Origin of the sequence: Halopseudomonas pachastrellae (assembly GCF_900114765.1) — a bacterium.
GTDB classification, from domain to species: domain Bacteria; phylum Pseudomonadota; class Gammaproteobacteria; order Pseudomonadales; family Pseudomonadaceae; genus Halopseudomonas; species Halopseudomonas pachastrellae.
In genome coordinates this window covers 60,399-85,431 of sequence record NZ_FOUD01000015.1, presented here as the reverse complement: position 1 = coordinate 85,431, position 25,033 = coordinate 60,399, and the positions used below count along the sequence as shown (strand labels likewise).

The window sequence follows — 25,033 nt, the reverse complement described above, 5'->3', positions numbered from 1 at the left end:
CATGTCCTTCAACCACTATTACCAGAGCGAACTCAGCGCACTGCGCGAGCAGGGCCGTGAGTTTGCCCGCCGCAACCCGGCCCTGGCCCCCTATTTGGAGAGCAGCAGCAGCGACCCGGACGTTGAGCGCCTGCTAGAAGGGGTTGCCTTCCTGACCGGGCGACTGCGCCAAAAGCTGGATGACGAGCTCCCCGAGCTGACTCACTCGCTGATGCACCTGCTGTGGCCCAACTGCATGCGGCCCCTGCCATCCTTCGCCATGCTGCAGTTTGAACCTCTCAAGCGCCCGCTACCTGAGCTGCTGGTCCTGGCACAGACACCGGTAGAATCACACCCGGTCGACGGCGTGCGCTGCCGTTTTCGCACCGCCGGCCCCACCCGCCTGCTGCCACTGGACCTCGAACATGTCAGCTACCACAGCCACAGTCTGGGCGCGCGGCTGGAACTGCGCCTGCAGCTGACGGCCGAAGGCAGCCTCAACAGCGTAAAGCTCGACACCCTGCGCCTGCACCTAAGCGGCGACGAGCACGTCAGCCGTAATCTCTACCTGTTTCTGACCCAGCACCTGCAAAGCATCGGCGTGCAGGCACTGGATGCCGACGGCCAGCCTCTGGGCGCAGAGCATTGCTCACTCACCCTGCCATCTGACCACCTGACGGCGGCCGGCTTTGAGGCTGAACAGGCTCTGCTGCCCTATGCCGATAACACCTTTAACGGCTACCGGCACCTGCAGGAGTACTTTGCCTTTGCGGAGAAGTTTCTGTTTGTCGAGCTCAAGGGCCTTGAGCAGTGGCAGCAGCGCGCCGGCGACAGCCTGAAAACTGCGCGCGCGCTATCTCTGCAGTTCGAGCTGCGTCATCCGGACTGCCGGCAGATCAGCCCGGGCCGGGAACATCTGCGCCTGCACTGTGCGCCAATCGTCAACCTCTTCGCCCACGACGCCACCCCCATTCGGCTGGACGGCCGACAGGACCGTTACCTACTGCGCCCCTCTGAGCTGCCTGGGGAACACTGCGGCATTTTCTCGGTTGACCGCGTCACCGGCTGGAAGCCCGGCGGCATGGGCTACCGCCGCTACGCGCCGTTCGAGGCCTTCGAACACGACCGACGCCTGGGCAGCAGCGAGCCTGTGCCCTGCTATAGCCTGCGGCAATATCCCTCGCTACTGGGTGACAACCCTGACAGCTACCTGTGTTTTGCTCCGCAAGCCCAGGACCAGCAAGAAACCCTGTCGGTAGAGCTGACCTGCACCAACCATCACCTGCCCACCCGGCTGGCACAAGGCGACATCTGTCTGCCCTGCGAGGGCACGCCCGAGTTTATCCAGTTTCGCAATATCGGGCGGGTAACGCCCAGCTACGCGCCACCATTGCATGAAGACGGTCTGTGGCGGCTGATCAGCAACATGGCGCTGAACTACCAGAGCCTGGAAGACATCGGCGCCTTGCGCCGGGTACTCGGCTCCTACGACCTGCCGCGCCACTACGATCAGCAGGCCGCGCGCGTCAGCCAACAGCGCCTGGACGGCCTGATCCGGGTTGCCCATCGCCAAGTCGCGCGGCTGCAGCAAGGACTGCCGCTGCGCGGTATTCGCACCGAATTGCAGCTCGACGCGCAGCGCTACAACGGCGCCGGCGACCTCTACCTGTTCTGCTCGGTGCTCAACGAATTTCTGGCCCACCACGCCGGCCTGAACACCTACCACGAGCTGTCCGTCAGCACACTACAGGGGGATGCCTATCAATGGGTGCCGCGCATGGGCCAACAGCCCCTGTTCTGACCCGCCTGCAGCGGGACATTCAACACTACAGCCTGTACCAAGCTCTGCTCAGGCTGATGGACCAGCTGCAGCTGCAACACCCGACACTCGGCCCGCAAGCGCTGTACCGCCGCATCAGCTTCAGCGCCAACCCGAGCCTGGGCTTCGCCACCCGTGATATCGAACAGCTGACCTTCGAACAGCGCGCGGACGGCCTGCACTGTCATCTGCAGCTCAACCTGATCGCGCTGAGTGGTGCAGCTTCACCGCTGCCGGCAAGCTATGTCGAGCAAGCCCTCGGTGAGGACGCCGGCAGCCGCAGCATCCGCGACCTGCTGGATCTGTTCAACGACCGCCTGCAACGCCTGCTGCTGCCTATCTGGCAAAAATACCGGTACTACAGCCGGTTTCAGGGCGGCGCCAGTGATCAGCTATCACAGCGTCTGTTGGCCACAGCCGGGCTTGACTGCGATGGCGCCGATGTCGGCCTGGAACCGCGGCGACTGCTGCCTTATCTGGGCCTCATCGGCATGCGCAGCCAGTCTGCCGAGCTGGTCTGCGCCGTATTGCGCTACTACTTCCGTTACCCGCATATCGAGCTGGAACAGTGTCTGGCCCAGCGCATCGAGATTCCGCCCGAGCAGCTATGCCAACTCGGTCAACACAACAGCACGCTGGCCAGCGACTGCGTGCTCGGCAACGCCGTTGTTGATGGTAGCGGCCGCTTTCGGGTTCATCTGCGCCAGCTCGACTGGAACGACTTTCACCGCTTTCTGCCCCCCGGGCAGGACCACGCCCCGCTCTGTGCCCTGCTCAGATTTGTGCTGCGCACGCCCCTGCAGTACGACCTGCAGTTGCAGCTGCGCCGTGACGAGCTGCGCGAACTGCGCATCGGCCAACGCAACCCCTGCCACCTGGGTTGGACCAGCTGGCTCGGGGAGCCTGAGGGCGATGCGCTGATCCGGCTGGCACCCAACCGACGAGACACCGCCCCATGCTGAATATCGACCTGCACCAACTCATACGCCTGCTCAGCCTGGATCTGCGCCGCGACCTTGAAACTGCCGCAGCGCACTGCCTGCAGCGCGGCGGCCACAGCGTTCAGCCTGAAGACCTGCTGCTGAGTCTGCTGCAACGACCGGACAGCCTGCTGCAGCGCGCCCTGCTTGCCAGCGGCCAGGAACCCGAGGTTATCGCAGCGGCCCTGCAGCTTGCCGGCTCTCCTGCCGAGGCGCAGCGCAACCCGGTTCTGTCTAATACACTGATCGGCTGGCTGCAGGACGCACTGCTGCTTGCCAGCACCGAGCTGCAACGGCGTCTCATCGACCAGCGAGCACTGCTGCTGGCCTGGCTGCGCAGCCCACCAGCCAACCCAGAACTGCTGGCGATGCTCAGCGCAGAGCAAATGCTCGGGTTGGATGACAACGCGCACGGTAGCGAGCCTGAGCCGCAAGACCAGCTATTGGAGGAATTTACCCAGGACCTGACCCGCCAAGCCAAAGACGGAGAGCTGGACCCGGTCCTGGGCCGCGAAAACGAGCTGCGGCAGTTGATAGACATCCTGTGCCGCCGCCGCAAAAGTAACCCGGCGATCCTTGGCGAGGCAGGCGTGGGTAAAAGCGCACTGGTCGAGGGCCTGGCGCAGCGCATCATCACCGGCGCGGTACCAGAGACACTGCGCGACTACCGCGTGCTGGCCCTGGACCTGGGCCTGCTGCAAGCCGGCGCCGGCATGCGCGGCGAGCTTGAGCGCCGCCTGCAGGGTGTCATCAGCGCAGCAAGCCAGCCTGGCGCACGCATCATCCTGTTCATTGATGAAGCGCACACCTTGATCGGCCATGGCGGTGACGCCGGCACCGCCGATACCGCAAACCTGCTCAAGCCCGCGTTGGCTCGCGGACAGCTCAAGGCCATTGGAGCGACCACCTGGAGCGAGTACCGCAAGCACATCGAGAAGGACCCGGCGCTGGCTCGCCGCTTTCAACCAGTCGTGCTGCATGCACCCGATGTCGCTCAGGCAACCGCGCTATTACGCGGGCTGGCTCCCCGTTACGCTGCCAGCCACGGTTTGCATGTCACCGATGAGGCCGTGGTTGCCGCAGTCGAGCTGGCCGCGCGCTATCTGCCGGACCGCCAACTGCCAGACAAGGCTATCGACCTGCTGGACACCGCCTGCGCCCGGACCCGCGTCAACCTGGCCTGCGCGCCGCTTGAGGTAGAACAACTGCAGGCGCATGCACAACAGCTAGAGCAGCACGGCGCGGCCCTGCAGCAGGATCACCGGCGCGGCCTGAGCGTTGACCTCACCCAGCTAGACCGCCTGCACAGCGCCCAGCCAGCCGCGCTGGAGCAAGCCCAGGCGCTGTCTGAGCAGTGGGCCAGGCAACGGGCTCTGGCAGAGCAACTGCACAAAGAGGAGCAGCCTGGCAGTGCCCGCGCCGAGCTGCTTGCCTTGCAGCAAGATCTGCCGCTGGTCAGCGCCGAGGTAGACCGCCGCGCCGTCGCCGAGGTCGTCAGCGGCTGGACCGGTATTCCGCTGGAACGCCTGCAAGGCAGCCGCAGCGACCAGATTGCAGGCTTTGCCGCTCAACTGACACAACGACTGCACGGCCAACCCGAGGCAATCGCCGAGCTGGATCAGGGCCTGCGCGCTGCAGCGCTGGGCCTCAGCCGCCCGGATCGGCCCAGCGGCGTGTTTCTGCTGGTCGGCCCCAGTGGCGTCGGCAAAACCGCCACGGCAGAGGCCATTGCCGAGCTGCTGTACGGCGGCCCTGACTTTCTGACCATCATCAACATGGGCGAATATCAGGAGCCACACAGTCTGGCTCGGCTCATTGGCGCGCCACCCGGGTATGTGGGCTACGGCGAAGGTGGACAGCTGACCGAAGCCGTGCGCCGGCGGCCCTACTCGGTGGTACTGCTGGACGAAGTTGAAAAGGCGCACCCCCAACTGCTGAACCTGTTCTACCAGATCTTCGACAAGGGCATCGCCAACGATGGTGAAGGGCGCGAAATCGACTTTCGCAACACCCTGATTCTGCTCACCTCCAACCTCGCCAGCGAGCAGATCAACCAGCTGTGCCAAACCCAGCGCCCGCAGGCCGCCGAGCTACTCGAACAGATCGAGCCCGGCCTGCGCGCCTACTTCAAGCCGGCGCTGCTGGCACGCATGCGGGTACTACCCTACTTCCCCATGGACACCGATGCGCTGGCGGCGGTGGCAAGGCAGCGTCTGCAGCTGCTTGCCGACCGCCTGAGCGCTCGCCAGCTGAGTGTCAGCTATGACGCTGCGTTACCGGCGCACATCGCCACGCAATGCCATACCGAAGGCGGCGCGCGCCTGATCGAACGCTGGGTCGAGCGTCATGTCCAGGCGCCCATTGCCAATCGGCTGCTGGCTGACGCCGCCAGCCCCCGCACCCTGCACCTGGCTGTCGACGACACGGGAGACATTCGCTGTGACTTCGCTTGAATCCCTTGGCCTGCCGGACAGCACGCACCAACTGAGCTGCGCCGCACCGGTACTGGCCTGTCTGGCCGCGCTGGCCGGCGAGCCACAACAACTGCAGCATCAGTTGCTTGCCTTTGCCAGTAATCTCAGTCAGTGCCCTCTGGCGCAACTTTACCTGCTAGACAAGACCCACACCGGGCTGCACCTGAGCAGCCAGTGGTTCGATGGAGCGCCACTCCAGGTCGATACCGGTGTAGAACCCACCAACTGGTTTGATCAACAACTGCTGCAGTACTGCCTGTCCCAGAACCGCAGTCTGAACCTGCGCGCGCTGGACAACAGCCTGTACGCAACACCCTTCCTGCCAGAGACAGCCCATCCCTGGCGCAGCCTGCTATGTCTGCCCCTGCATGACGCCAACCAGCAGCTGGCCGGATTGCTCCTGCTGGCGCGCCACCAAGGCGATATCGCCGACGCACTGAGCGAGCCGCTGAGCCATCTGGGCAGCATCGGTCTGGGCCGGCTCAGCCTGTTGCAGCAGCAACGCGACCTGCAACATGGCCACGACGACAGCATCGCCCTGCCCAGCACTCAAGCGGAATACGGCAGCTTCGGGCTCATTGGCCAAAGCCCTGCGATGCAGCAGGTATACCGCCTGATCAGCAAGGTATTGCATAACCCGGTCACCGTACTGATTGGTGGTGAAACCGGCACCGGCAAGGAGCTGGTGGCCCGGGCAATTCACGACTACGGCTTTCGCCGCAGTCAGGCCTTTATTGCCCAGAACTGCAGCGCCCTGCCCGAGCAACTCCTGGAAAGCGAATTGTTCGGCTACCGCAAGGGCGCCTTCACCGGCGCCATGCAGGATCGCGCCGGTTTGTTTGATGCCGCTGACGGCGGCACCCTGTTTCTCGATGAAATTGGCGACATGCCACTGGCCTTGCAGGCCAAGTTGCTGCGCGTGCTGCAGGAGGGCGAGATTCGTCCGCTCGGCAGCACCCGCAGCCATCGGGTAGACGTGCGCATCATCGCCGCTACCCACCAGCGTCTGCATGAGCAGGTGCAGCGGGGTCTGTTTCGCGAGGATCTGTATTACCGCTTGGGTCATTTCCCGATCGAGCTGCCGCCGCTGCGTGAGCGCGGTAGCGATATCCGCCAGCTGGCCCTGCACTTTGCCAGCGACACCTGCACCTTCCTGCAGCGCAGCCCCTGTCACTGGAGCGACAGCGCACTAGCTTATCTGGCCAGCCACCGCTTCCCTGGCAACGTGCGTGAGCTCAAGGGGCTGATTGCCCGCGCGCTGCTGCTGTGCGACGGCAATCTGTTGCTGCCTGAGCACCTGCAACTGCCGGGGACACCGGAGCATGCACACCGCCTGGGCTTGCGCGAGCAGCTGGAAGTAGTGGAGCGTAACCTGCTGATCGAGGGGTTGCAGCTGCATGGCGGCAATCAAACCCTGACCGCTCAGGCCTTGGGCCTGCCGCGCCGCACCCTGCTCTATCGCATGCAGCGCCTGGGCGTGACCGCCGACACCCCAAAGTAGTATTGCGATGCACCGGCAAAACAGGCCAGATGGGGGCTAGTTTCGCTGGAGCGCACCATGCCACTTGCCCGACTGTCCCTGCTGACAACCCTCGCGATGCTGGCCTTTGCCGGCAACTCGGTACTCTGTCGCCTGGCGCTGCGCGATACCGCAATAGACCCCGCGAGCTTTACCAGCCTGCGCCTGATCTCAGGCGCAGCCGTCCTTTGGCTGCTGTTGCGTAGCCGCCGCCAGCGCGGGGAAGCTGGCGGCAGTTGGGGCTCGGCCATTGCATTGTTCATCTACGCCGCTGCGTTTTCCTGGGCCTATATCCAGCTCGATGCCGCCAGCGGCGCCTTGTTGCTGTTTGCTGCGGTGCAAGTGAGCATGCTCGGCATCGGCCTGCTGCGCGGAGAACGGCTCAGCGCAGCGCAAACCGCAGGGTTTGCCCTGGCTCTGGTCGGCCTTGCGGCTATGCTGGCACCTGGCGCCAGCGCACCACCGGTGCTGCCTGCCATCAGCATGCTGAGCGCCGGGGTCGCCTGGGGGCTGTATTCGCTTCGCGGGCGGGGAGCAGCCGATCCGCTGGCAGCCACGGCGGGCAACTTCGCACGAGCAGTGCCTCTGACCCTGATTCTGTCACTGATCACGCTACCCTGGCTGATGGTCGACCTGGGCGGCGCGCTCTATGCGCTGGCATCCGGAGCACTGACCTCGGGGCTGGGCTATGCCATCTGGTATGCGGCCTTACCGGGCCTGCGGGCCAGCGCCGCTGCCAGTGTGCAACTCAGCGTGCCGGTCATTACCGCCGTCGGCGGATTGCTGCTGCTTAATGAGACGCCCAGCATGCTGCTGGTATTGTCCTCTCTGGCGATTCTGGGTGGCATTGCTCTGGTGATTACCGGCCCCAAGGCAAGGTAAAGCCGGGAAGCACTGGCGCTTACGGGCCTGCTTCATGCACCATACCGGGGCTGCTGATTACGCCTCAAAGGATTGCTGCCATGAAGTTTGCCTCACGCCCGCTTCGCGGGTTGATCGGCTTTGGTTTACTGACCCTCACCGCCCTGATCATCGCCTGTAGCGATATCCCCGAATACCCCCACAGCGAACCTGTGGTGGCGCCCCAACAAAGTTTCGCCTATCAACGCGACATCAAGCCGATTCTGGAAAACCGCTGCATGGCCTGCCATGGCTGCTACGACGCGCCCTGCCAGCTCAAGCTGACCAGCGCCGACGGTGTCAAACGCGGCGCATCACAATTGCAGGTCTATGATGCGGCTCGCCTGGAAGATATGCTCCCGACCCGCCTTGGAACCGACGCCCAAAGCGAAGCCCAGTGGCGCGAGCAGGGTTTTTTCTCGGTGCTGCACGATGCCGATGAAGGCGTCGCAAGCGGTCTCGACGGTTCACTGCTGTTTCGCATGCTTGAACTGGGTCAACGCAACCCGTTGCCGGCCAACAGCCGCCTGCCGGACACCATCAAGATTGGCACCTCGCACAGCTTCAGCTGCCCCACCCTGGACACCTTTGCCGACTACGCCCAGGCCAACCCGCACGGGGGCATGCCCTATGCCACAACAGGCTTGAGCGCCGAACAGTTTGCCCGGCTTAGCCAGTGGATCGCCGAAGGCGCCGTCACCGAGCCAATGCCCTGGACACCCTCTGCCGCAGAGCAAGCCAGCATTACGCGTTGGGAAAACTTCTTCAACCAGACGGGGCAGCGCGAGCAACTGGTCTCCCGTTACCTGTTCGAACACCTGTTTGTGGCTCACATCCACTTCCCGAGCATCAACGGCAGCAGCTTCTACGAACTGGTGCGCTCCAGCACCCCGCCGGGCGAGCCGGTGGTGCCGCTGCGTACAGTGCGACCAAACGATGCGCCCGAGCAGGCGTTCTTTTATCGTCTGCGTCCACTGCGCGAAACGCTGGTAGAAAAAACCCACATTACCTACGGACTGGATGACCAGCGCATGCAACGCTGGCAACAACTATTCTTCAGCGACGACTGGAATGTGGCAGTGCTGCCCGGCTATGGCTACAGCGAACGCGCCAACCCGTTTGCCACCTTCACCTCCATTCCGGCCAAGGCACGCTATGAGTTCATGCTGGACACCGCGGAGTATTTTGTCCGCACCTTTATCCGCGGGCCGGTTTGCCGTGGGCAGGTAGCCACCGACGTTATCCGCGACCAGTTCTGGGCCATTTTTGAAGACCCAGCGCAGGAAGCCTACGTCAACGACCCTGTATACCGCGCCCAGGTAACCCCGCTGCTGGGCCTGCCCGGTCAGGACAGTGACCTGCTATCACTGGGCAGCGCCTGGCTTAAATACAGTGGCAAACGCAATGAGTACCTGCAGCAGCGTCACGCTCATTACAGCCAGCGCAAGCCGAGCGGTGCCACGCTCGATGAGCTCTGGGATGGCGAGGGCTACAACCAGGACGCATTGCTGACCATCTTCCGTCATCATGACAGCGCCTCGGTACGCAAAGGGCTCTGGGGACGCGTGCCCGACACCATCTGGGTGATGGACTATCCTCTGCTGGAACGCACCTATTACGAGCTGGTGGTCAACTTCAACGTGTTTGGCAGCCTGTCGCATCAGGCGCAGACCCGACTGTACTTCGACCTGATCCGCAACGGCTCGGAACAGAATTTCCTGCGCTTCGTGCCGGCCGAGCAGCGTCAGGCCCTGTACAACCAGTGGTATCAGGGGCACGCGCAGCTCAAGGATGCCATCGCCTACACCGACTTTGATCACACCACGCCAACGGCACTGACCTACAGCAAAACCGATCTGGAAACCAACCGAAGCGTCCTGCAGCGGTTTGCCGCCCAACTGGGTGAACGCGCCGGAGCCGTTGCCGGTACGCCCGACACCCTGAACCGCTGCGCACACAACAACTGCCAGCGGCCGGACCTCAGCGCAGAGCAGCAACAGATCCAGACGCTGCTGCAACCACTGGCACACGCAACAGGGGCCAGCCTGCCGGTGATCAAGCTGCTGCCGGAAGTCAGTTTTCTGCGGGTCACCAACGGCGACCAGCGCTGGGTCTACAGCCTGGTCCACAACCGCGCCCACAGCAACGTTGCCTTCATGTTTGGCGAAGAAGACCGACTGCAGCCAGAGCGGGATGACCTGACCATCATGGAAGGCACCCTGGGTAGCTACCCGAACTTCAGCTTCAACGTCGAGCTGCAAGCCCTGCCCGACTTTGTCGCAGCCTTGCAGGCAGCCGAGGATAGCCAAGGACTGGAACAGGTTGCTGATCGCTGGGGCGTACGCCGCACCCACCCCCAATTCTGGGAGATTCTGGCGGACTTCCGCCAGTACGTAGAGGAAACTGATCCAACCCAGGCTGGTCTGTTTGATATCAATCGGTATCAAAACCTGTAGACACAAGCACACCAGTTTGCCCGGCGCGCCGAGCAAACTGGTTTAAACTCAAGTGATCCATGGACCATGTCGCCCACGCGACCTTGCTGGAGGGAACCCCATGCCCAAAGTCCCTAGCCGTTACCTGCTCCCCATCGCACTGAGTGCCGCCCTTGGCGCCTGCGCCAACAACAGCAGCCAGCCTGAAAGCGCCACCGACGAAGCAGAGCTCCAGGAGGAACAGGTGATGCCGCAGACGCGTCTGGTAACCGGCTCTATTGGCTACCGCGAACGCATTGCCCTGCCGCCCGGCAGCGTAGCTCAGGTCAAGCTATCCGACGTTTCACGCGCAGATGCGCCTGCAGCGGTGTTGGCCGAACAGACCATCACCCTGATCGGCACCCAGGTGCCCGTGCCCTTTGAGCTGGACGTCGAGCCGCGAATGTTCGATGCACGCATGCGCTACAGTGTCTCGGCACAAATTCGCAGCGCAGACGGCGCCCTGCTGTGGACCACCGACACAAGCAACCCCATTGATGTCAGTCAGCGGGTCAATAACCTCGGCCTGTTGAACATGGTCAAGGTCAGCGGCCGTGTTGCCGATGACGCGCAGATTGTTGACGCCAGTGCACTGCTGCCGCTGCAAGCCAGCGGCAACGAGCCGGGCTGGACCCTCGAAATGGATACCCAGCGCATCGCACTCAACCGCCAGGGCGAGACAGCGACGCAGCTTACCCCCACACCCAGCGCCACCATGGATGGCCAGACCTACCAGTTTGACGCCACTAACCAGAGCAACCAGCTGCGCGTCGAGGTAACACCGCAACTATGCCGCGACAGCATGACCGGCATGCCCCACCCTTACCGGGTAACCGTACACAGTGGCGACACCCGCCTGGAGGGCTGCGGCGGTGCCGCACAAAGTCTGCTGACCGCTCACCCCTGGCAGGTGGTCAGCATCAACGGGAATGCGGTGGATACCGAGCACCCCGCCAGCCTGCAGTTCAACCCCGACGGCCTGTTTGGCGGCAAGGGCGCGTGCAACCAGTTCACCAGCAACTATCAGCTCACTGGCGAAGGCCTCAGCGTGAAGGCCGTGGCAGCGACCATGCGCGCCTGCCTGGAGCCACTGATGCAGCAGGATCAACAGATGTTCGATCTGCTGCAGCACCTGCAGCGCTTTGATCTGGATGAGCAAGGCAACCTGCTGCTGATCAGCAGCGATGACCGCCGCATCGTCGCCAAACCGCAGGAATAAAGCCGCCCGTCCAGCCCTGTCGGTTGCATAGGGCTGGACGCTTGGGGCATCATGCCGCGCCAAAGACCCTGCAGCACGCAGGGTCATAGCCAGAAAAGGTCCTCATGATGAGCGAATTGCCCCACTGCCCTGCCTGCCAATCCACCTACACCTATCAGGACGGGCTGCTGTTTGTGTGCCCGGAATGCGCACATGAATGGTCCGAGGCGGACAGCAACAGCGACAGCAACACCATCAAGGACGCCAACGGCAACCCGCTGCTAGATGGCGACACTGTCACCGTCATCAAAGATCTGAAGGTCAAGGGCTCGTCTCTGGTGGTCAAGGTTGGCACCAAGGTCAAGAACATCCGTCTGGTCGACGGCGACCACGACATCGACTGCCGCATCGACGGTATCGGTGCCATGAAGCTGAAATCAGAGTTTGTCAAAAAGGCCTAACGAAAGCGCACATGTCGGCGCAGCGGACTATCGCCGCGCCAGACAAAGCCCTCGTAGTAGTAATGCATGAAGGACACCACCAGCACCAGCGCCGCCACCGGCCAGTAGTGTTGCAGGTTGTTCAGCGGCCAGGCGATGGCCACCGAACACAGTGGTAACCACAGCAGCGGCAGCCACTGGGCCCGTGGCAGCCAGCGGTAGAGCCACCCGGGCTGGTCACTCTGATTGCGGTTGCGATCGTGGGTGACGTAGACGCTGTAGGCCGTCAGGTCATGAATCAGGCGCGGCATCAGTATCACAAACAGCGTATAGCCCAGTCGGTCGATTACCAATGCAGATAGCAGCAGCAATGCATTGGCCCACAGATAGGCACGCCCCAGTCGCCCTTCCGTCAATCGCGCCAATTGCCAGGTCAGCAGCACTAGGCCGGCGCACAGCAGCGCCCCCGCCAGACCCAACAACTGATACAGATCTACCCCTACAATCTGCACCCGCCCAAGAAACTGCTGGCCGTATACGTTCAGGTAAATAGCCAGGCCGCAGACAATCGCCGTCCATTTCCAGCGTAGAAACAGCGCATCCGGGCGTCGCCCTGCCAGCACCAGCCCAATACCCAACTGCTGCGACAGCACGTGATATACCGTAAAAGCGGCAAAAAACACGAACAGCACCTGATAACTCAACGGTTGCGGTCCAAGCAAGCCCAACAGGCTGATCACGCAGAACACCAGCAATGCCGGCAACAGGCGACGCCAGAAATGGCGAATATAGGTTGGCTTGGCCACCGTAATGGCGCTGGCAACAATATGCGGCAGCCCGAACAGCAGCGCCCACACAGCCCAGTCGTTGGGGTCATCCGGCAGCCATTGCTGCTGCCAGTGGCGGTCGAACAGCAGCAGGTCTACCAGTACTGCGACCAGTGACAGCGGAATGATCAGGTACAGCGCCAGCAGCCAGCGGCCGTCAACGCTATGGGGCATGGTATGGGGGTGCACGAGAAACCTGCCATTGTTGTTTCCCGCCACTTGACCACAGGCCGACGCCCGCGCCCATCACCCGTAGTGGTTAGCGACAGCGCCAAGCAGATTCGGTAGAGAAATCACAACAGGCAGCAAGCATCCGCACCATTGCGGCACGGCAGGTCAGACACTCAAGGCATGGACCACTGATGGCATTCGGCCCCAGGCGAGCCTGAGGCCGAGCGCACAAACCTACTACTTGCTAAGGTACTTCATCCCGTCTTCCAGACCCTGCAGGGTCAGGGGATACATCTTGTCTTCAACCAGCTCACGAATCAGCTTGGTGGATGAGGTGTACTCCCATGCATCCTTGGGGTACGGGTTGATCCAGATGAGCTTCTTGTACTTCTCCATAAAGCGCTGCATCCAGACGTAACCAGCCTCTTCGTTCCAGTGCTCGACACTGCCGCCGGGCTGGGTGATCTCGTATGGCGCCATGGCAGCGTCACCCACAAAGATCACTTTGTAGTCCGGGCCGTACTTGTGCAGCAGGTCCAGTGTCGAGGTACGCTCGCTGGTGCGGCGCATGTTGTTCTTCCACACCGACTCGTAAATGCAATTATGGAAGTAGTAATACTCCAGGTGCTTGAACTCGGTACGGCAGGCAGAGAACAGCTCTTCACACACCTTGATGTGCGCGTCCATCGAGCCACCGATATCGAACAACAGTAACAGCTTGACCGCATTACGTCGTTCCGGCCGCATCTGAATATTCAGCAACCCCGCATCCTTGGCGGTGTGATCAATAGTGCCGTCGATATCCAGCTCATCGTGCGCGCCCTGGCGTGCGAACTTGCGCAGGCGACGCAGCGCGACCTTGATATTGCGCGTACCCAGTTCAACCTGGTCATCCAGGTTCTTGTACTCGCGCTGATCCCACACCTTGACGGCCTTGCCCTGGCGCTTGCCGGCCTCGCCGACGCGAATCCCCTCGGGATTGAAACCACCGGAGCCAAACGGACTGGTACCACCGGTGCCAACCCACTTGTTGCCGCCCTCATGGCGCTCTTTCTGCTCTTCAAGGCGTTTTTTGAACTCCTCGATCAGCTTGTCGAGTCCGCCGAGCGTCTGGATCTTGGCCTTTTCTTCCTCGGTCAGCATGCGCTCGAACTCCTTGCGCAGCCAATCATCGGGAATCATCGCCTCAATCAGCTGGTTAAGGTTTTCCAGCCCCTTGAAATAGGCACCAAAGGCACGGTCAAACTTGTCGAAGTGGCGTTCGTCCTTGACCATCACCGTGCGCGCCAAATAGTAGAACTCGTCCATATCGGCGAACACCACGTGGTGCTTCAGCGCGTTGATCAGGTCCAGCAGCTCGCGTACCGATACCGGCACCTTGGCTGCACGCATTTCATTGAACAGGCCCAGTAACATCGGGCACCCCCTTGGCAGGTTGTTGAAAACGTCGGCGAGGCGGCCAATGTCAGGCTACGGCACAGCAGGCCTGACATTAAAGCCGCAATCTCCACGCAGTTAGCGTTTCAACGACCTGTTAGCGATTCTGACGACGCGTCATGAACGCCAGGCGCTCCAGCAGCTGCACGTCCTGCTCGTTCTTGACCAGCGCGCCATACAGCGGCGGGATGGCCTTGGTCGGATCACGGTCACGCAGCACGGCCTCAGGGATCTGATCGGCCATCAGCAGCTTCAGCCAGTCGACCAGCTCGGAAGTAGAGGGCTTTTTCTTGAGGCCCGGCACCTTGCGGACATCAAAGAAGATGTCCATGGCTTCGGACAGCAGTGCGCTTTCGATTTTCGGGAAGTGCACGTCCACGATTTTCTTCATGGTGTCGCGATCAGGGAAGGCGATGTAGTGGAAGAAGCAGCGGCGCAGGAACGCATCCGGCAGCTCTTTCTCGTTGTTCGAGGTGATGATGATGATCGGGCGCTGCTTGGCCTTGATCGTCTGGTTGGTCTCGTAAACGTAGAACTCCATCTTGTCGAGTTCTTGCAGCAGGTCGTTCGGAAACTCGATGTCAGCCTTGTCGATCTCATCGATCAGCAGGATGGCGCGCTCTTCAGACTCGAACGCCTCCCACAGCTTGCCTTTTTTGATGTAGTTGGCAACGTCATGGACCTTGTCGACACCCAGCTGCGAGTCACGCAGACGGCTGACCGCGTCGTACTCGTACAACCCCTGGTGAGCCTTGGTGGTGGACTTGATGTGCCAGGTAATCAGTTTGGCGCCCAGCGACTCGGCCAGTTGTTCGGCCAGCATGGTTTTACCGGTGCCCGGCTCACCCTTGATTAGCAGCGGGCGTTCCAGTGTGATGGCAGCGTTAACCGCCAGTTTCAGGTCGTCGGTAGCGACGTAAGACTGAGTACCTTCGAACTTCATCGGATATTCCTTGGGCCGAAGCCGTGTTGAACCAGAAAAAAGATCGAAAACTATAGCCTGTGCCTGTTTGCACTGTAAACGCGGGCAGCCAGAACCAAAGCCCGGCTGATGCCGGACTATCAGCCATTACGAGATAGACGCAGTCGCTCTTATTGGTCGGGGTCGACCCGTTCAAAGCGACTGGTAAACGCCTCAACAAAGGCATTGCGCAGAATATTGAAGAACGCCTGCCAGGCGCTGAGATCAGGAGAACGAACGGAGCCTTCCAGATCGACACGGGTGGCAAACTGATCAGCCTGCTGATTCTGCAGCAGCTGCTGTCCACCGCCGACAACCGCCTCCCACAGCCCGCGAATCAGGCTCTTGTCCGGGTTGCGCAAGTCCTGCTGGACATCAAAGATGTCTGCACCGCGCACCAGCGGCTTGATATACCCCTGCATCTGACCGTCGCGCACCTCGGCCTCCATCACAAGGTCGCCGGTGCCGTCATTAAAATCAAAACGCCCATACGCAGTGGCAAAGTCATTCAGCCTCGGCAGCTCGACATCCGTTACGCGCAAGCGCATGTCGGCGTTCTCCCAATCACCCAAGGGGTCGAAGCGCGAGGAAAACTGCACAGGCGCATGGGCAAGCAACAAACCTTCGCCCTGCAGGTCTGCATCGCGCGCGCCTTCGCGCTGCTCGGCGTTGGTCAGATTGTGCGCCGTCAGGTGCAATTGATTGACGTACAAGTTAACCGGCGGCTCGGAGTGAAAGTTACGGAACGCCACTTCGCCATCGTAGATTTCCACCCGGTCCAGCCGCACCGGAATCAGCTCCTGCAGCGCCTGACGCCAGCCAACGCCCTCGCCCGTCTGCTTTTGCTGCTCACTGTCGCCGTCGACAAAATTCAGCTGCGGGGAGTACAGGTCTACCTCAGCAACGATACTGCCGCTCTCCCAGAGCGGGCGCAGGCGCATTTTGATATCGGTGCGCGGCAAACGCACAAAAGGCACCTGCTGCTCACCGTCTACCTTGACAATATTCAGCTGGTTGAGCCGGTAGGCGCCACGCCACAGCACAATATCAACATCGTCCACATGGCCACGATAGTCGCCCATATCGGCCATCTTGCGATTCATGATGTCTTTGATAAAAACCGGCAACAGCAGATGCACTGCCAGCAACAGCAGTGCCAGCAGAACCAGAATGGACCAACCAACCTTGGATCGACGAGTCATGCGCAATTGACCAGCAAGGCAGCGCATGGTTCAGCCAATTGACGTTAATACCCGCCCAGCATAGGCTGATTGGCCCACCCTGCTGCCATCGTTACCAAGGAGTCGCCACCATGAGCCGGATCTACGCAGACAACTCCCAGGCCATCGGCAATACGCCGCTGGTCCGCATCAACCGACTGGGCCCCAAGGGCGTCACCATCCTGGCCAAGATTGAGGGCCGCAACCCAGCCTATTCCGTCAAATGCCGTATTGGCGCCAGCATGATCTGGGACGCCGAAGCCAGCGGCCGACTCAAGCCGGGCATGACCATCGTCGAGCCAACCTCCGGCAACACCGGTATTGGCCTGGCCTTTGTTGCCGCTGCCCGCGGCTACAAGCTGGTACTGACCATGCCCGCGTCAATGAGTCTGGAACGCCGCAAGGTGCTGAAGGCGCTCGGCGCCGAGCTGGTACTGACCGAACCCGCCAAGGGCATGAAAGGCGCGATCGAGAAGGCCCAGGAGCTGACTACTCAGCACCCGGACACCTATGTCCTGCTGCAGCAGTTTGAAAACCCGGCCAACCCGGCGATCCACGAAAAAACCACCGGCCCGGAAATCTGGAAAGACACCGACGGCGCTATTGACGCGCTGGTTGCCGGCGTCGGCACGGGCGGCACCATCACCGGGGTATCGCGCTACATCAAGCAAACCTGTGGCAAGCAGATTGTCTCCATCGCCGTAGAGCCCAGCTCCTCGCCCGTCATCACCCAGACGCTGCAGGGCGATGAAGTAAAACCCAGCCCGCACAAGATTCAGGGCATTGGCGCCGGCTTTGTCCCCGCCAACCTGGACCTTAGCCAGGTCGACCGGGTTGAGCAGGTCAGCGACGAGGAAGCCAAGGACATGGCCCTGCGCCTGATGCGCGAAGAAGGCATTCTGGTGGGTATCTCCTGCGGCGCGGCCATGGCGGCTGCTGTGCGCGTCGCCGAGGAGCCGAACATGCAGGGCAAAACCATCGTTGTCATCCTGCCGGACTCCGGCGAGCGCTATCTGTCCTCGATGCTGTTTACCGACCTGTTCACCGAGCAGGAAACCGTTCAGTAAGCGCCAACCCACCGCGCAACACCGCCGCCCTCGGCGACGGTGTTGCCGCGCAGGTAGCCAACTGGCTATGCTGCGAGCTTTAGCCCCTCAGCTCGCAGGCCCTCCATGCCCCAATCTTCAGACCAGATAGCCCAGCAGATACTGTCAGGCTTCGACCGCTACCGTCGACTCTTTCGCGACCTTACCTCCGGCGCCCGGGCGCGCTTCGAGCAAGCTCGCTGGAATGATATTCAGGAGGCGTCCACCCTGCGCATCAACGCCTACGAAGAGCAGGTGCAGGAAACAGCCGACGGACTGACTCAGAGTACATTTGGGCCTCAGGTACTGGACGTCGAGGCATGGCCGGGAATTCGTGAGGCCTACATCCATCTGATTGACCAGCGCTTTGACGATGAACTGGCCGAAACCTGGTTCAACTCCATTTTCTGCAGCCTGCACCAGCACGATCAGATCAGCGATAAAACCATGTTCGTGCACAGCACCCGGCCCGTCAGCCGCCCCCCATCACGCATCGCCCTGACCCGCGGCTTCATTTCCGAAGGCTCGCTGCACGATCTGGCCCATCAGATTCTCAGCGAATACAGCTTTGATGTGCCCTGGGAAGACATGACCCGCGATGTCGAGATGATCGTCACTGAGTTGCAGCAGGGCTTGCCTGATTGGGCGCAGATGGACCGCGGCCTGACGGCCGAGATGGTGCAGAGCGTGTTCTATCGCAACAAGGGCGCCTATCTGGTCGGGCGCCTGATCAGCCAGCATGAGCAATGGCCGTTTGTGCTGCCGCTGGTCCACCGCGAACATCAGGGCATCAGCGTCGACACCGTGATTACCGACGAGTCCGAAGTCTCGATCATCTTTTCCTTCACCCGCTCCTACTTCATGGTCGAGTGTGCGGTACCCAGCGAGCTGATCGGCTTCGTCAAGCAGTTGATTCCCGGCAAGCACCTGGCCGAGCTGTACACCGCCATCGGGTTTTACAAGCAGGGCAAATCAGAATTCTATCGTGCGCTGATTGCTCACCTGGCCAACTCAGATGATCGTTTCATCATGGCACCCGGCGTGCGCGGCATGGTGATGAGCGTATTCACCCTGCCCGGCTTCAACACCGTGTTCAAGATCATCAAGGACCGCTTTGCGCCGTCCAAGAACATCGACCGCGCAACCGTCATCGAAAAATACCGCCTGGTAAAACGTCATGACCGCGTCGGGCGCATGGCCGACACCCAGGAATTTGCCGACTTCCGCTTTCCCCGTGACCGCTTCGACCCCGAATGCCTGCGCGAGCTACTGGAGGTAGCGCCCTCTACCGTAATAGAAGAAGGCGACAGCATCCTGATTCGCCACTGCTGGACCGAGCGCCGCATGACCCCGCTGAACATCTATCTGGAGCATGCCAGCGAAACGCAAACGCACGATGCCCTGCTCGACTACGGCAAGGCCATCAAGGAGCTGGCAGCGGCCAATATTTTCCCCGGGGATATGCTGCTGAAAAACTTCGGCGTCACCCGCCACGGGCGCGTGGTGTTCTACGACTACGACGAAATCAGCTATCTGACCGAGGTTAACTTTCGCGTCATACCCGAGCCGCTGTACCCGGAGCAGGAGATGGCCTCCGAGCCCTGGTACTCGGTCGCGCCCAACGACGTTTTTCCGGAAGAGTTCCCGGTGTTTCTGTTTGCCGATATTCGTCACCGCCGTCAGTTCGCCGGCATGCATGGCGACCTGTTTGAGGCGAGCTACTGGAAAAGCCTGCAGGCGCAGATCGAGGCCGGCCAGGTGATTGACGTTTATCCCTACCGCAGAGCGGCTGCAACGCCCTGAGGACGGGGCTTTGCGCGGGCTTAAAAAAAAATTGGAACAAGGGTGTGATTTTCTGAATCTGACGTATACTCAATGCTGTTTATTCGCGTCCAAGGACGGCTGTCAAGATCCCTTGACTTGTTGTACTGAAAGGCGCAGAGTGAGCGCGTAGGTTTTCAAGAGATAGAGTTGTAGGCTGCAAACGCACTTCTCAGTACGTAAGTTTGTCATCTCGTAATCTTTGATTCCCACGCTTAATTGAGTGAAAGCTCAAGTATTTCAATCTGATAGGAATTAGCTGAAATGGCAACTGGTACAGTCAAGTGGTTCAACGACACTAAAGGTTTTGGTTTCATCACTCCGGACGGCGGTGGAGACGATCTGTTCGCCCACTTCTCCGAGATCAAAGTTCAGGGCTTCAAGTCCCTGGCTGAGAACCAGAAAGTGTCTTTCGACGTGACCACTGGTCCGAAGGGCAAGCAGGCTGCAAACATTCAGATCATCGGCTAATCCGATGCTCTGAAGAAAACCCGGCTCAGGCCGGGTTTTTTATTGCCTGCACATCAGCCAAAAAGCACTCGCCTCCTTCGCCCCAACGGGCTACCCTATGCGCTATTGCATAGGCCATCCAACCTCCCGCTCCCGCCCTGGGCAGCCCCTGGATGCCGCAGTTAGATCACCTCTACCACCCTCGCCCGATGACCTGACCGTCGGCGGCGAGCAGGACAGTCTTTCACAGGGGGCCACCAGTGGATACCACGGTCAGCAGTCAGAACCCGGATGCACTCAAAGTCATTATTTTCCGCGCAGCGGAAGCCATCGTCAGCGAGCTCGGCGCATCGCAACTCACCTTTGCCAGCCTGAGTGAACGCAGCAAGATTGAAGAATCCACCCTGCAGCAGATGTTCCCTGACCGGGATGCCCTGCTGACCGCCATGATTGAATACCGCCTTGAGCGCTTCCGTGTGCGCTGGGGCGCTTATGAGAGCGTGCTGCCCGATGAGCCGATGCGCGAGCTCAAGGCATTGCTACTGAGCAACATGAGCGAATCAAGCGAAGAAAAGAATCTGGACTCGGCCATCTTTGCCGCCGCCGCCAGCAACCCGGCTTTGCTGCAAACCAGTGCCGACAACGTCGAAGGCCTGTTCGATATTCTTGAGAAGTCACCGCTGGGCCTGGCTCAGGCGGCGATCCTGTTCTTCTCAGTGCGCGGCTATCGCCTGTTTGAGCAACTAGGCATGTGCCCAATGACCGATGCCCAGCGTACCGAGTTTCAGGAGCAGGTCATGCGCCTTGCGCGCATGATGCACGAGCAACGCAACGGCGAGTAACCGCTGCCGACTAGGACTCGGCCGGCGCCTGCTGCTCGTCGGCCGGGTGTGTGCGCCGCCACCAGCGCATGACCACAACGCGAATGGCGGCGTAAACCAACCAGCAGACTGCCGCGATCGACAGCGTGATACTGATCTCGGCCAGTGCACGAGGGCCATTGTCGCCGGTCGACAAAATTGTATCGAGCAGGTAGATGAGAAACGCTGGCGCATACCAGCCACCGCCCTGCTCTACCGGCATCGGCGTGAACAGCAGCACAGCCATGATCAGGCACAGCGGCTCACGTACAAACCACCAGCGCGCCAGCGCGGTAATCTTCCACCAGACCAGCCAGCAACCACCGGCAGCGGCCAGATAGACCCACCAGACTGACTGATACTCTGCTTCATTGAACATTGGCCGGCACCTAACCCAAAAAATGACCGCGCCATCATAACGGTTTTTACAACATGCGTCCTGACCTGAAAGCCCCGCAAGCTCGCCGCGTTGCCGGCACCGACCCTTATCAATGGCTGCAGGAGCGCGACAACGCTGATGTCATCGCCTACCTGGAAGCCGAAAACCACTACACGGAGCAATGGCTCGCTCCCGCACACTCGCTGCGCGAGCAGCTGTTCCAGGAAATTCGCAGACGCATCCGCGAGACCGATCTCGGCCTGCCCAGCGTACGCGACAATTGGCTCTACTATCAGCGCACCGAGGCAGGCGCAGAGTATCCGCGCTACTACCGCTGCCAGCGCCAGTCCGAGCTTAGCCTTGAGATCGATACAGCCAGCGAGCAGTTACTGCTGGACCCAAACCAGCTGGCCGAGCAGCACCCATTTCTTGAGGTGGGCGATTTCAGCGTCAGCCCGGACCAGAACTGGCTGGCCTACAGCCTCGATACCCAGGGCAACGAGGTGTATCAGCTGTTTGTACGCAGCCTGATAGACGAGCAGCAATACAGCCTGCCTCTGGAGCAGGCTGCCGGCACCCTGTGCTGGGCCAATGACAACCGCACGCTGTTTGCCATCAGCCTGGATGCCAGCGCCCGCCCAGCCACACTCTGGCGCCTGCGTCAGGATGCCGACCCGGTAAGGGTATTTGAAGAAAACGACCCGCTGTTCTATCTGGATGTGTACCGCAGCAGCTCGGACCGCTATATCTGCGTGGCCAGCAGCAGCAAGAACACCAGCGAGCTGCAGTACCTGCCAGCGGATGAACCAGCGACACCTCTGCAGTATCTGGCGCCCCGTCGCAGCGGCCATGAGTACGATGCCGACCACGGCGAACAGGGCTTTGTGATTCGCAGCAACAGCCTGGGCGAGAACTTCGGGTTGTTTGTCTGCGATCCGGCAATGCCCGGAGAGGATAACTGGCAGGTGCTACGCGCCGTTGACGACAGCCGCACGCTCGAAGGCGTAGAACTGCAGCGCAGCGCGCTGATCCTGCAGTACCGCAACGCCGGCCTGGTTCAGCTGGAAGTGCAACCCAACAACAGCCCAGGCTATCTGGTCGAGATGCCTGACGCGGTCTACAGCCTGCATGTGCAAGGCGGGGAACAGTACAACAGCCCTCAGGTACGCCTGCGCTATGAATCGCTGAATCGGCCGGCCGAGATACTCGCCCTCACGCTGGCAGACGGTAGCCAACGCGTCCTGCGCACCACGCCGGTGGAAGGTCAGTTCTCACCTGACGATTATCAGGTCCAGCGCCTGTGGGCCGTGGCCGACGACGGTGCGCGTATCCCCATCAGCCTGATAGAACCGGTCAATACCCAGGGCAGTAGCCCGCTGTATCTGTACGGCTATGGTGCCTATGGCGCCAGCATGGACCCCTGGTTTTCCCATGCCCGCCTGTCCCTGCTGCAGCGCGGCTGGCGCTTTGCAATCGCCCACGTCCGTGGCGGCGCCGACATGGGCGAGAACTGGTACCAGCAAGGCAAACTGGAGCACAAGGCGAACACCTTCAGCGACTTTATCCGCTGCGCCGAGCAACTCATTTCACTTGGCAAGACCGACAGCAGCCAGCTGGCCATCGCTGGCGGTAGCGCTGGTGGCTTGCTGATCGGCAATGTGATCAACCAGCGCCCCGAGCTGTTCCGCGCCGCCGTGGCAGACGTGCCCTTCGTCGACGTGTGGAACACCATGAACAACCCGGAGCTGCCGCTGACCATTGGCGAATATGAAGAATGGGGAAACCCTGCAGAGCCCGAGGTCGCCGCACGCATCAAGGGTTACGCGCCATATGAAAACGTCAGGGCACAGGCCTACCCTGCCCTGCTGGTCACCGCGGGTTATCACGATGTGCGCGTGCAGTACTGGGAAGCGGCCAAATGGGTCGCCCGCCTGCGCGCCACACGCAGCAACGACGAGCCACTGCTGCTACGCACCCAAATGACTGCCGGCCATGGCGGCGCAAGCGGACGCTATCAGGCCATGCGGGAGGTGGCGGAGGAGTATGCGTTTTTGCTGAGGGTCATCGGATAAGCAGCAAGCCCAAACGCGTCACGACAGCTTGCCGAATGCTCGGATGGTCAAGTGTGCACATGCAGCTCCCCTTTACGCGAGCGAATAGCGCAGATTGATCGGGAAAAAGAGTCATAGGATGTCTGAGGAGCCTAGCGACGAGTTTTTGAGTGGCCGGCGAGGTCTCCCCGATAAATCGAGCAACACAGCGAACCCTAAGGGGAGCTGGGCAAGCAGCTCCCCTTGGCTCGCCGTGAAGGCGAAAAGCTGACTCAGCAACAGCTCAACGTAGAAAACAGCCACAAAAAAGCCCGCTCGGCACATTGCACCGGGCGGGCTTTTTAGTTCAGTCAGACGTTAGAAGCGCGACTTCATATCGTCAAACTGCGCCTCTACATGGGCGGAAGGCGCAGGCGTCGCCAAGGTCACCACCACAATCGCGATAGTCGCCAGAATAAAGCCCGGCACGATTTCGTACAGACCGCTGCTGTCGAACTGCTTCCACAGCACCACAGTTACACCGCCGACAACGATACCGGCCAGCGCGCCAAAGCGGTTCATCCGGCGCCAGAACAGCGACAGGATCACCGCAGGACCGAAGGCAGCGCCAAAGCCGGCCCAGGCGTAGGACACCAGACCCAGCACGGTGCTGTCGGGGTTAAACGCCAGCAACAGCGCGATCGCAGCGATACCCACTACCGCAACACGACCAACCCAGACCAGTTCCTGCTGCGTGGCGTCGCGACGGAACAGCGCCTTGTAGAAGTCCTCGGCCAGTGCAGAGGACGACACCAGCAACTGGGAGTCGGCAGTCGACATGATTGCCGCCAGTACCGCCGCCAGCAGAATGCCCGCGACCAGAGGATGCATCAGCGCCTGAACCAGCGAGAGGAACACGGTCTCGGAGTCAGCCAGACCCTCTTCGCCAAAGTAGCCGATACCCACCCAACCGATGACCAGGGCAGCCAGCAGGCACACGCCAGACCACAGCACGGCAATACGGCGCGCTGTCGGCAGGGCTGCGTCACTTTCTACCGCCTTGAAGCGCGCCAGAATGTGCGGCTGACCGAAGTAGCCAAGGCCCCAGGCCAGCAGGGAGATGATCGCAATAAAGCCCAGCGGCTCACCCTCAACATTGGTCCACAGGTTCAGCAGCTCCGGGTTGCGGGCCTCCATCGCCCCATGTACCGCGTCCCAGCCGCCCATGATATTGAGCGCCATGACCGGTACGACAATCAGCGCTGCCGCCATCAGCAGGCCCTGAATAACGTCGGTCCAGGATACCGCCAGAAAGCCGCCAAAGAAGGTATAGGAGATGATCGCCACCGTCCCGACAATCACGGCAATGCTGTAACCAAAGCCGAAGGTGCTTTCAAACAGCTTGCCGGCAGCTACCAGCCCCGAGCTGGTGTAGAACAAGAAGAACAGCAGAATGAAAATCGCCGAAATCACCCGCAGCAGTCGACTGTTGTCTTCAAAGCGGTTTTCAAAGTACGCCGGCAGCGTCAGCGAATCACTGGCCAGATGCGAGTAAACCCGCAGGCGGCGAGCCACGATCAGCCAGTTGGCCCAGGTGCCGGCCAGCAGGCCCATGGCAATCCACGAAGCTTCGTAGCCTGCGGACAACGCGTAACCCGGCAGACCGAGCAGCAGCCAGCCACTCATGTCGGAGGCCCCCGCCGACAGCGCAGCGGTACCCGGGCCCAGCGAGCGACCACCCAGGATATAGTCGGACAGGTTGGTGGTGCGCTTGTAGGCGATATAGCCAAGCGCAAGCATTACCCCGATGTAGACAACGAACGTCGCCGTAACGACTGCAGTATTACCTTCCATTTTTTGTTCTCTCTCTCAGAGATGCGAAGTCTGATGCCGCCGATTTGCGGCGGGCTGCCACCTATTGTGGCAACCCTGATCGCGCCTTGCACCCTCGGTTGCTGAACTATCCCTGCTGCTGATTCATCCCTGTTGCTGCACTCCTGTCACCCGGC

The 25,033-nt window shown here is 61.1% G+C and carries 19 protein-coding genes; 13 read left to right on the top strand and 6 right to left on the bottom strand.

The annotated features are described in order from the left end of the window. The first annotated feature begins 1 nt into the window (after position 1). The 8 genes from tssF (at position 2) to BM116_RS12665 (ending at position 11,804) form a co-directional block, all read left to right on the top strand. Entirely contained in the window at positions 2–1,780 is a 1,779-nt protein-coding gene (tssF, locus tag BM116_RS12700) for a type VI secretion system baseplate subunit TssF (RefSeq protein ID WP_083727443.1), read from the top strand. Next, positions 1,744–2,760, top strand: coding sequence for a type VI secretion system baseplate subunit TssG (tssG, locus tag BM116_RS12695; protein ID WP_083727445.1), 1,017 nt, complete (start codon positions 1,744–1,746; stop codon positions 2,758–2,760). The genes tssF and tssG overlap by 37 nt, the downstream gene beginning before the upstream one ends. Then, on the top strand, positions 2,754–5,231 hold the full coding sequence (tssH, locus tag BM116_RS12690) for a type VI secretion system ATPase TssH (RefSeq protein WP_083727447.1): 2,478 nt from the start codon (positions 2,754–2,756) through the stop codon (positions 5,229–5,231). The genes tssG and tssH overlap by 7 nt, the downstream gene beginning before the upstream one ends. A 10-nt stretch (positions 5,232–5,241) precedes the next feature. Further along, positions 5,242–6,753: a sigma-54 interaction domain-containing protein gene (locus tag BM116_RS12685; protein WP_407920316.1), complete on the top strand. Its 1,512-nt coding sequence runs from the start codon at positions 5,242–5,244 to the stop codon at positions 6,751–6,753. A gap of 57 nt (positions 6,754–6,810) precedes the next feature. Beyond that, positions 6,811–7,653: a DMT family transporter gene (locus BM116_RS12680; protein ID WP_083727450.1), complete on the top strand. Its 843-nt coding sequence runs from the start codon at positions 6,811–6,813 to the stop codon at positions 7,651–7,653. Positions 7,654–7,733: 80 nt separating this feature from the next. Further along, positions 7,734–10,127 (top strand): fatty acid cis/trans isomerase, encoded by a 2,394-nt coding sequence (locus tag BM116_RS12675; protein ID WP_083727452.1) that lies wholly within the window; start codon positions 7,734–7,736, stop codon positions 10,125–10,127. A gap of 100 nt (positions 10,128–10,227) precedes the next feature. Continuing rightward, positions 10,228–11,364, top strand: coding sequence for a YbaY family lipoprotein (locus tag BM116_RS12670; protein WP_090475194.1), 1,137 nt, complete (start codon positions 10,228–10,230; stop codon positions 11,362–11,364). Positions 11,365–11,471: 107 nt separating this feature from the next. Beyond that, on the top strand, positions 11,472–11,804 hold the full coding sequence (locus BM116_RS12665) for a zinc ribbon domain-containing protein YjdM (RefSeq protein WP_083727491.1): 333 nt from the start codon (positions 11,472–11,474) through the stop codon (positions 11,802–11,804). Here BM116_RS12665 and BM116_RS12660 read toward each other — a convergent pair. The 4 genes from BM116_RS12660 to BM116_RS12645 all read right to left on the bottom strand — a co-directional run bounded on the left by BM116_RS12660 (position 11,801) and on the right by BM116_RS12645 (position 16,381). Continuing rightward, on the bottom strand, positions 11,801–12,784 hold the full coding sequence (locus BM116_RS12660) for a hypothetical protein (protein ID WP_083727454.1): 984 nt from the start codon (positions 12,782–12,784) through the stop codon (positions 11,801–11,803). The two genes, BM116_RS12665 and BM116_RS12660, sit on opposite strands and share 4 nt — an antisense overlap. Positions 12,785–13,018: 234 nt before the next feature. Further along, complete coding sequence (locus BM116_RS12655) at positions 13,019–14,197, bottom strand: vWA domain-containing protein (protein ID WP_083727456.1); 1,179 nt, start codon at positions 14,195–14,197, stop codon at positions 13,019–13,021. A 118-nt stretch (positions 14,198–14,315) separates the two neighbouring features. Continuing rightward, positions 14,316–15,161: an AAA family ATPase gene (locus BM116_RS12650; RefSeq protein ID WP_083727458.1), complete on the bottom strand. Its 846-nt coding sequence runs from the start codon at positions 15,159–15,161 to the stop codon at positions 14,316–14,318. Positions 15,162–15,310: 149 nt separating this feature from the next. Beyond that, complete coding sequence (locus BM116_RS12645; RefSeq protein ID WP_083727493.1) at positions 15,311–16,381, bottom strand: DUF748 domain-containing protein; 1,071 nt, start codon at positions 16,379–16,381, stop codon at positions 15,311–15,313. A 110-nt stretch (positions 16,382–16,491) separates the two neighbouring features. On the opposite strand from BM116_RS12645, the gene cysK reads away from it, so the two are divergent. The 4 genes from cysK (at position 16,492) to BM116_RS12625 (ending at position 20,597) form a co-directional block, all read left to right on the top strand. Continuing rightward, positions 16,492–17,466, top strand: coding sequence for a cysteine synthase A (gene cysK / locus BM116_RS12640; RefSeq protein ID WP_083727460.1), 975 nt, complete (start codon positions 16,492–16,494; stop codon positions 17,464–17,466). Between the two features lie 105 nt (positions 17,467–17,571). Continuing rightward, positions 17,572–19,287 (top strand): bifunctional isocitrate dehydrogenase kinase/phosphatase, encoded by a 1,716-nt coding sequence (gene aceK, locus BM116_RS12635; RefSeq protein WP_083727462.1) that lies wholly within the window; start codon positions 17,572–17,574, stop codon positions 19,285–19,287. Between the two features lie 282 nt (positions 19,288–19,569). Beyond that, positions 19,570–19,776 (top strand): cold-shock protein, encoded by a 207-nt coding sequence (locus BM116_RS12630; RefSeq protein ID WP_083727464.1) that lies wholly within the window; start codon positions 19,570–19,572, stop codon positions 19,774–19,776. 239 nt (positions 19,777–20,015) lie between these two features. Beyond that, entirely contained in the window at positions 20,016–20,597 is a 582-nt protein-coding gene (locus tag BM116_RS12625) for a TetR/AcrR family transcriptional regulator (RefSeq protein ID WP_083727466.1), read from the top strand. Between the two features lie 10 nt (positions 20,598–20,607). Here BM116_RS12625 and BM116_RS12620 read toward each other — a convergent pair whose 3' ends face one another. Next, a complete protein-coding gene (locus BM116_RS12620) occupies positions 20,608–20,994 on the bottom strand; it encodes a hypothetical protein (RefSeq protein WP_083727469.1) in 387 nt (128 codons plus the stop codon). Between the two features lie 53 nt (positions 20,995–21,047). Here BM116_RS12620 and BM116_RS12615 point away from each other — a divergent pair, with 53 nt between their 5' ends. Then, positions 21,048–23,066 carry a S9 family peptidase gene (locus BM116_RS12615; RefSeq protein ID WP_083727471.1) on the top strand — a complete coding sequence of 673 codons (2,019 nt, stop codon included), beginning with the start codon at positions 21,048–21,050 and terminating at the stop codon, positions 23,064–23,066. A gap of 336 nt (positions 23,067–23,402) precedes the next feature. Here the strand turns inward: BM116_RS12615 and putP are convergent, their stop codons facing one another. Next, entirely contained in the window at positions 23,403–24,878 is a 1,476-nt protein-coding gene (putP, locus tag BM116_RS12605; protein ID WP_083727475.1) for a sodium/proline symporter PutP, read from the bottom strand. Positions 24,879–25,033 lie beyond the last annotated feature (155 nt).

Bases quoted from the DNA above. Each gene is read 5' to 3' on its own strand.
- tssF (WP_083727443.1), top strand. From the start codon at position 2: ATGTCCTTCAACCACTATTACCAGAGCGAACTCAGCGCACTGCGCGAG.
- tssG (WP_083727445.1), top strand. From the start codon at position 1,744: ATGGGTGCCGCGCATGGGCCAACAGCCCCTGTTCTGACCCGCCTGCAG.
- tssH (WP_083727447.1), top strand. From the start codon at position 2,754: ATGCTGAATATCGACCTGCACCAACTCATACGCCTGCTCAGCCTGGAT.
- BM116_RS12680 (WP_083727450.1), top strand. From the start codon at position 6,811: ATGCCACTTGCCCGACTGTCCCTGCTGACAACCCTCGCGATGCTGGCC.
- BM116_RS12675 (WP_083727452.1), top strand. From the start codon at position 7,734: ATGAAGTTTGCCTCACGCCCGCTTCGCGGGTTGATCGGCTTTGGTTTA.
- BM116_RS12670 (WP_090475194.1), top strand. From the start codon at position 10,228: ATGCCCAAAGTCCCTAGCCGTTACCTGCTCCCCATCGCACTGAGTGCC.
- BM116_RS12665 (WP_083727491.1), top strand. From the start codon at position 11,472: ATGAGCGAATTGCCCCACTGCCCTGCCTGCCAATCCACCTACACCTAT.
- BM116_RS12660 (WP_083727454.1), bottom strand. From the start codon at position 12,784: ATGCCCCATAGCGTTGACGGCCGCTGGCTGCTGGCGCTGTACCTGATC.
- BM116_RS12655 (WP_083727456.1), bottom strand. From the start codon at position 14,197: ATGTTACTGGGCCTGTTCAATGAAATGCGTGCAGCCAAGGTGCCGGTA.
- BM116_RS12650 (WP_083727458.1), bottom strand. From the start codon at position 15,161: ATGAAGTTCGAAGGTACTCAGTCTTACGTCGCTACCGACGACCTGAAA.
- BM116_RS12645 (WP_083727493.1), bottom strand. From the start codon at position 16,381: ATGACTCGTCGATCCAAGGTTGGTTGGTCCATTCTGGTTCTGCTGGCA.
- cysK (WP_083727460.1), top strand. From the start codon at position 16,492: ATGAGCCGGATCTACGCAGACAACTCCCAGGCCATCGGCAATACGCCG.
- aceK (WP_083727462.1), top strand. From the start codon at position 17,572: ATGCCCCAATCTTCAGACCAGATAGCCCAGCAGATACTGTCAGGCTTC.
- BM116_RS12630 (WP_083727464.1), top strand. From the start codon at position 19,570: ATGGCAACTGGTACAGTCAAGTGGTTCAACGACACTAAAGGTTTTGGT.
- BM116_RS12620 (WP_083727469.1), bottom strand. From the start codon at position 20,994: ATGTTCAATGAAGCAGAGTATCAGTCAGTCTGGTGGGTCTATCTGGCC.
- BM116_RS12615 (WP_083727471.1), top strand. From the start codon at position 21,048: ATGCGTCCTGACCTGAAAGCCCCGCAAGCTCGCCGCGTTGCCGGCACC.
- putP (WP_083727475.1), bottom strand. From the start codon at position 24,878: ATGGAAGGTAATACTGCAGTCGTTACGGCGACGTTCGTTGTCTACATC.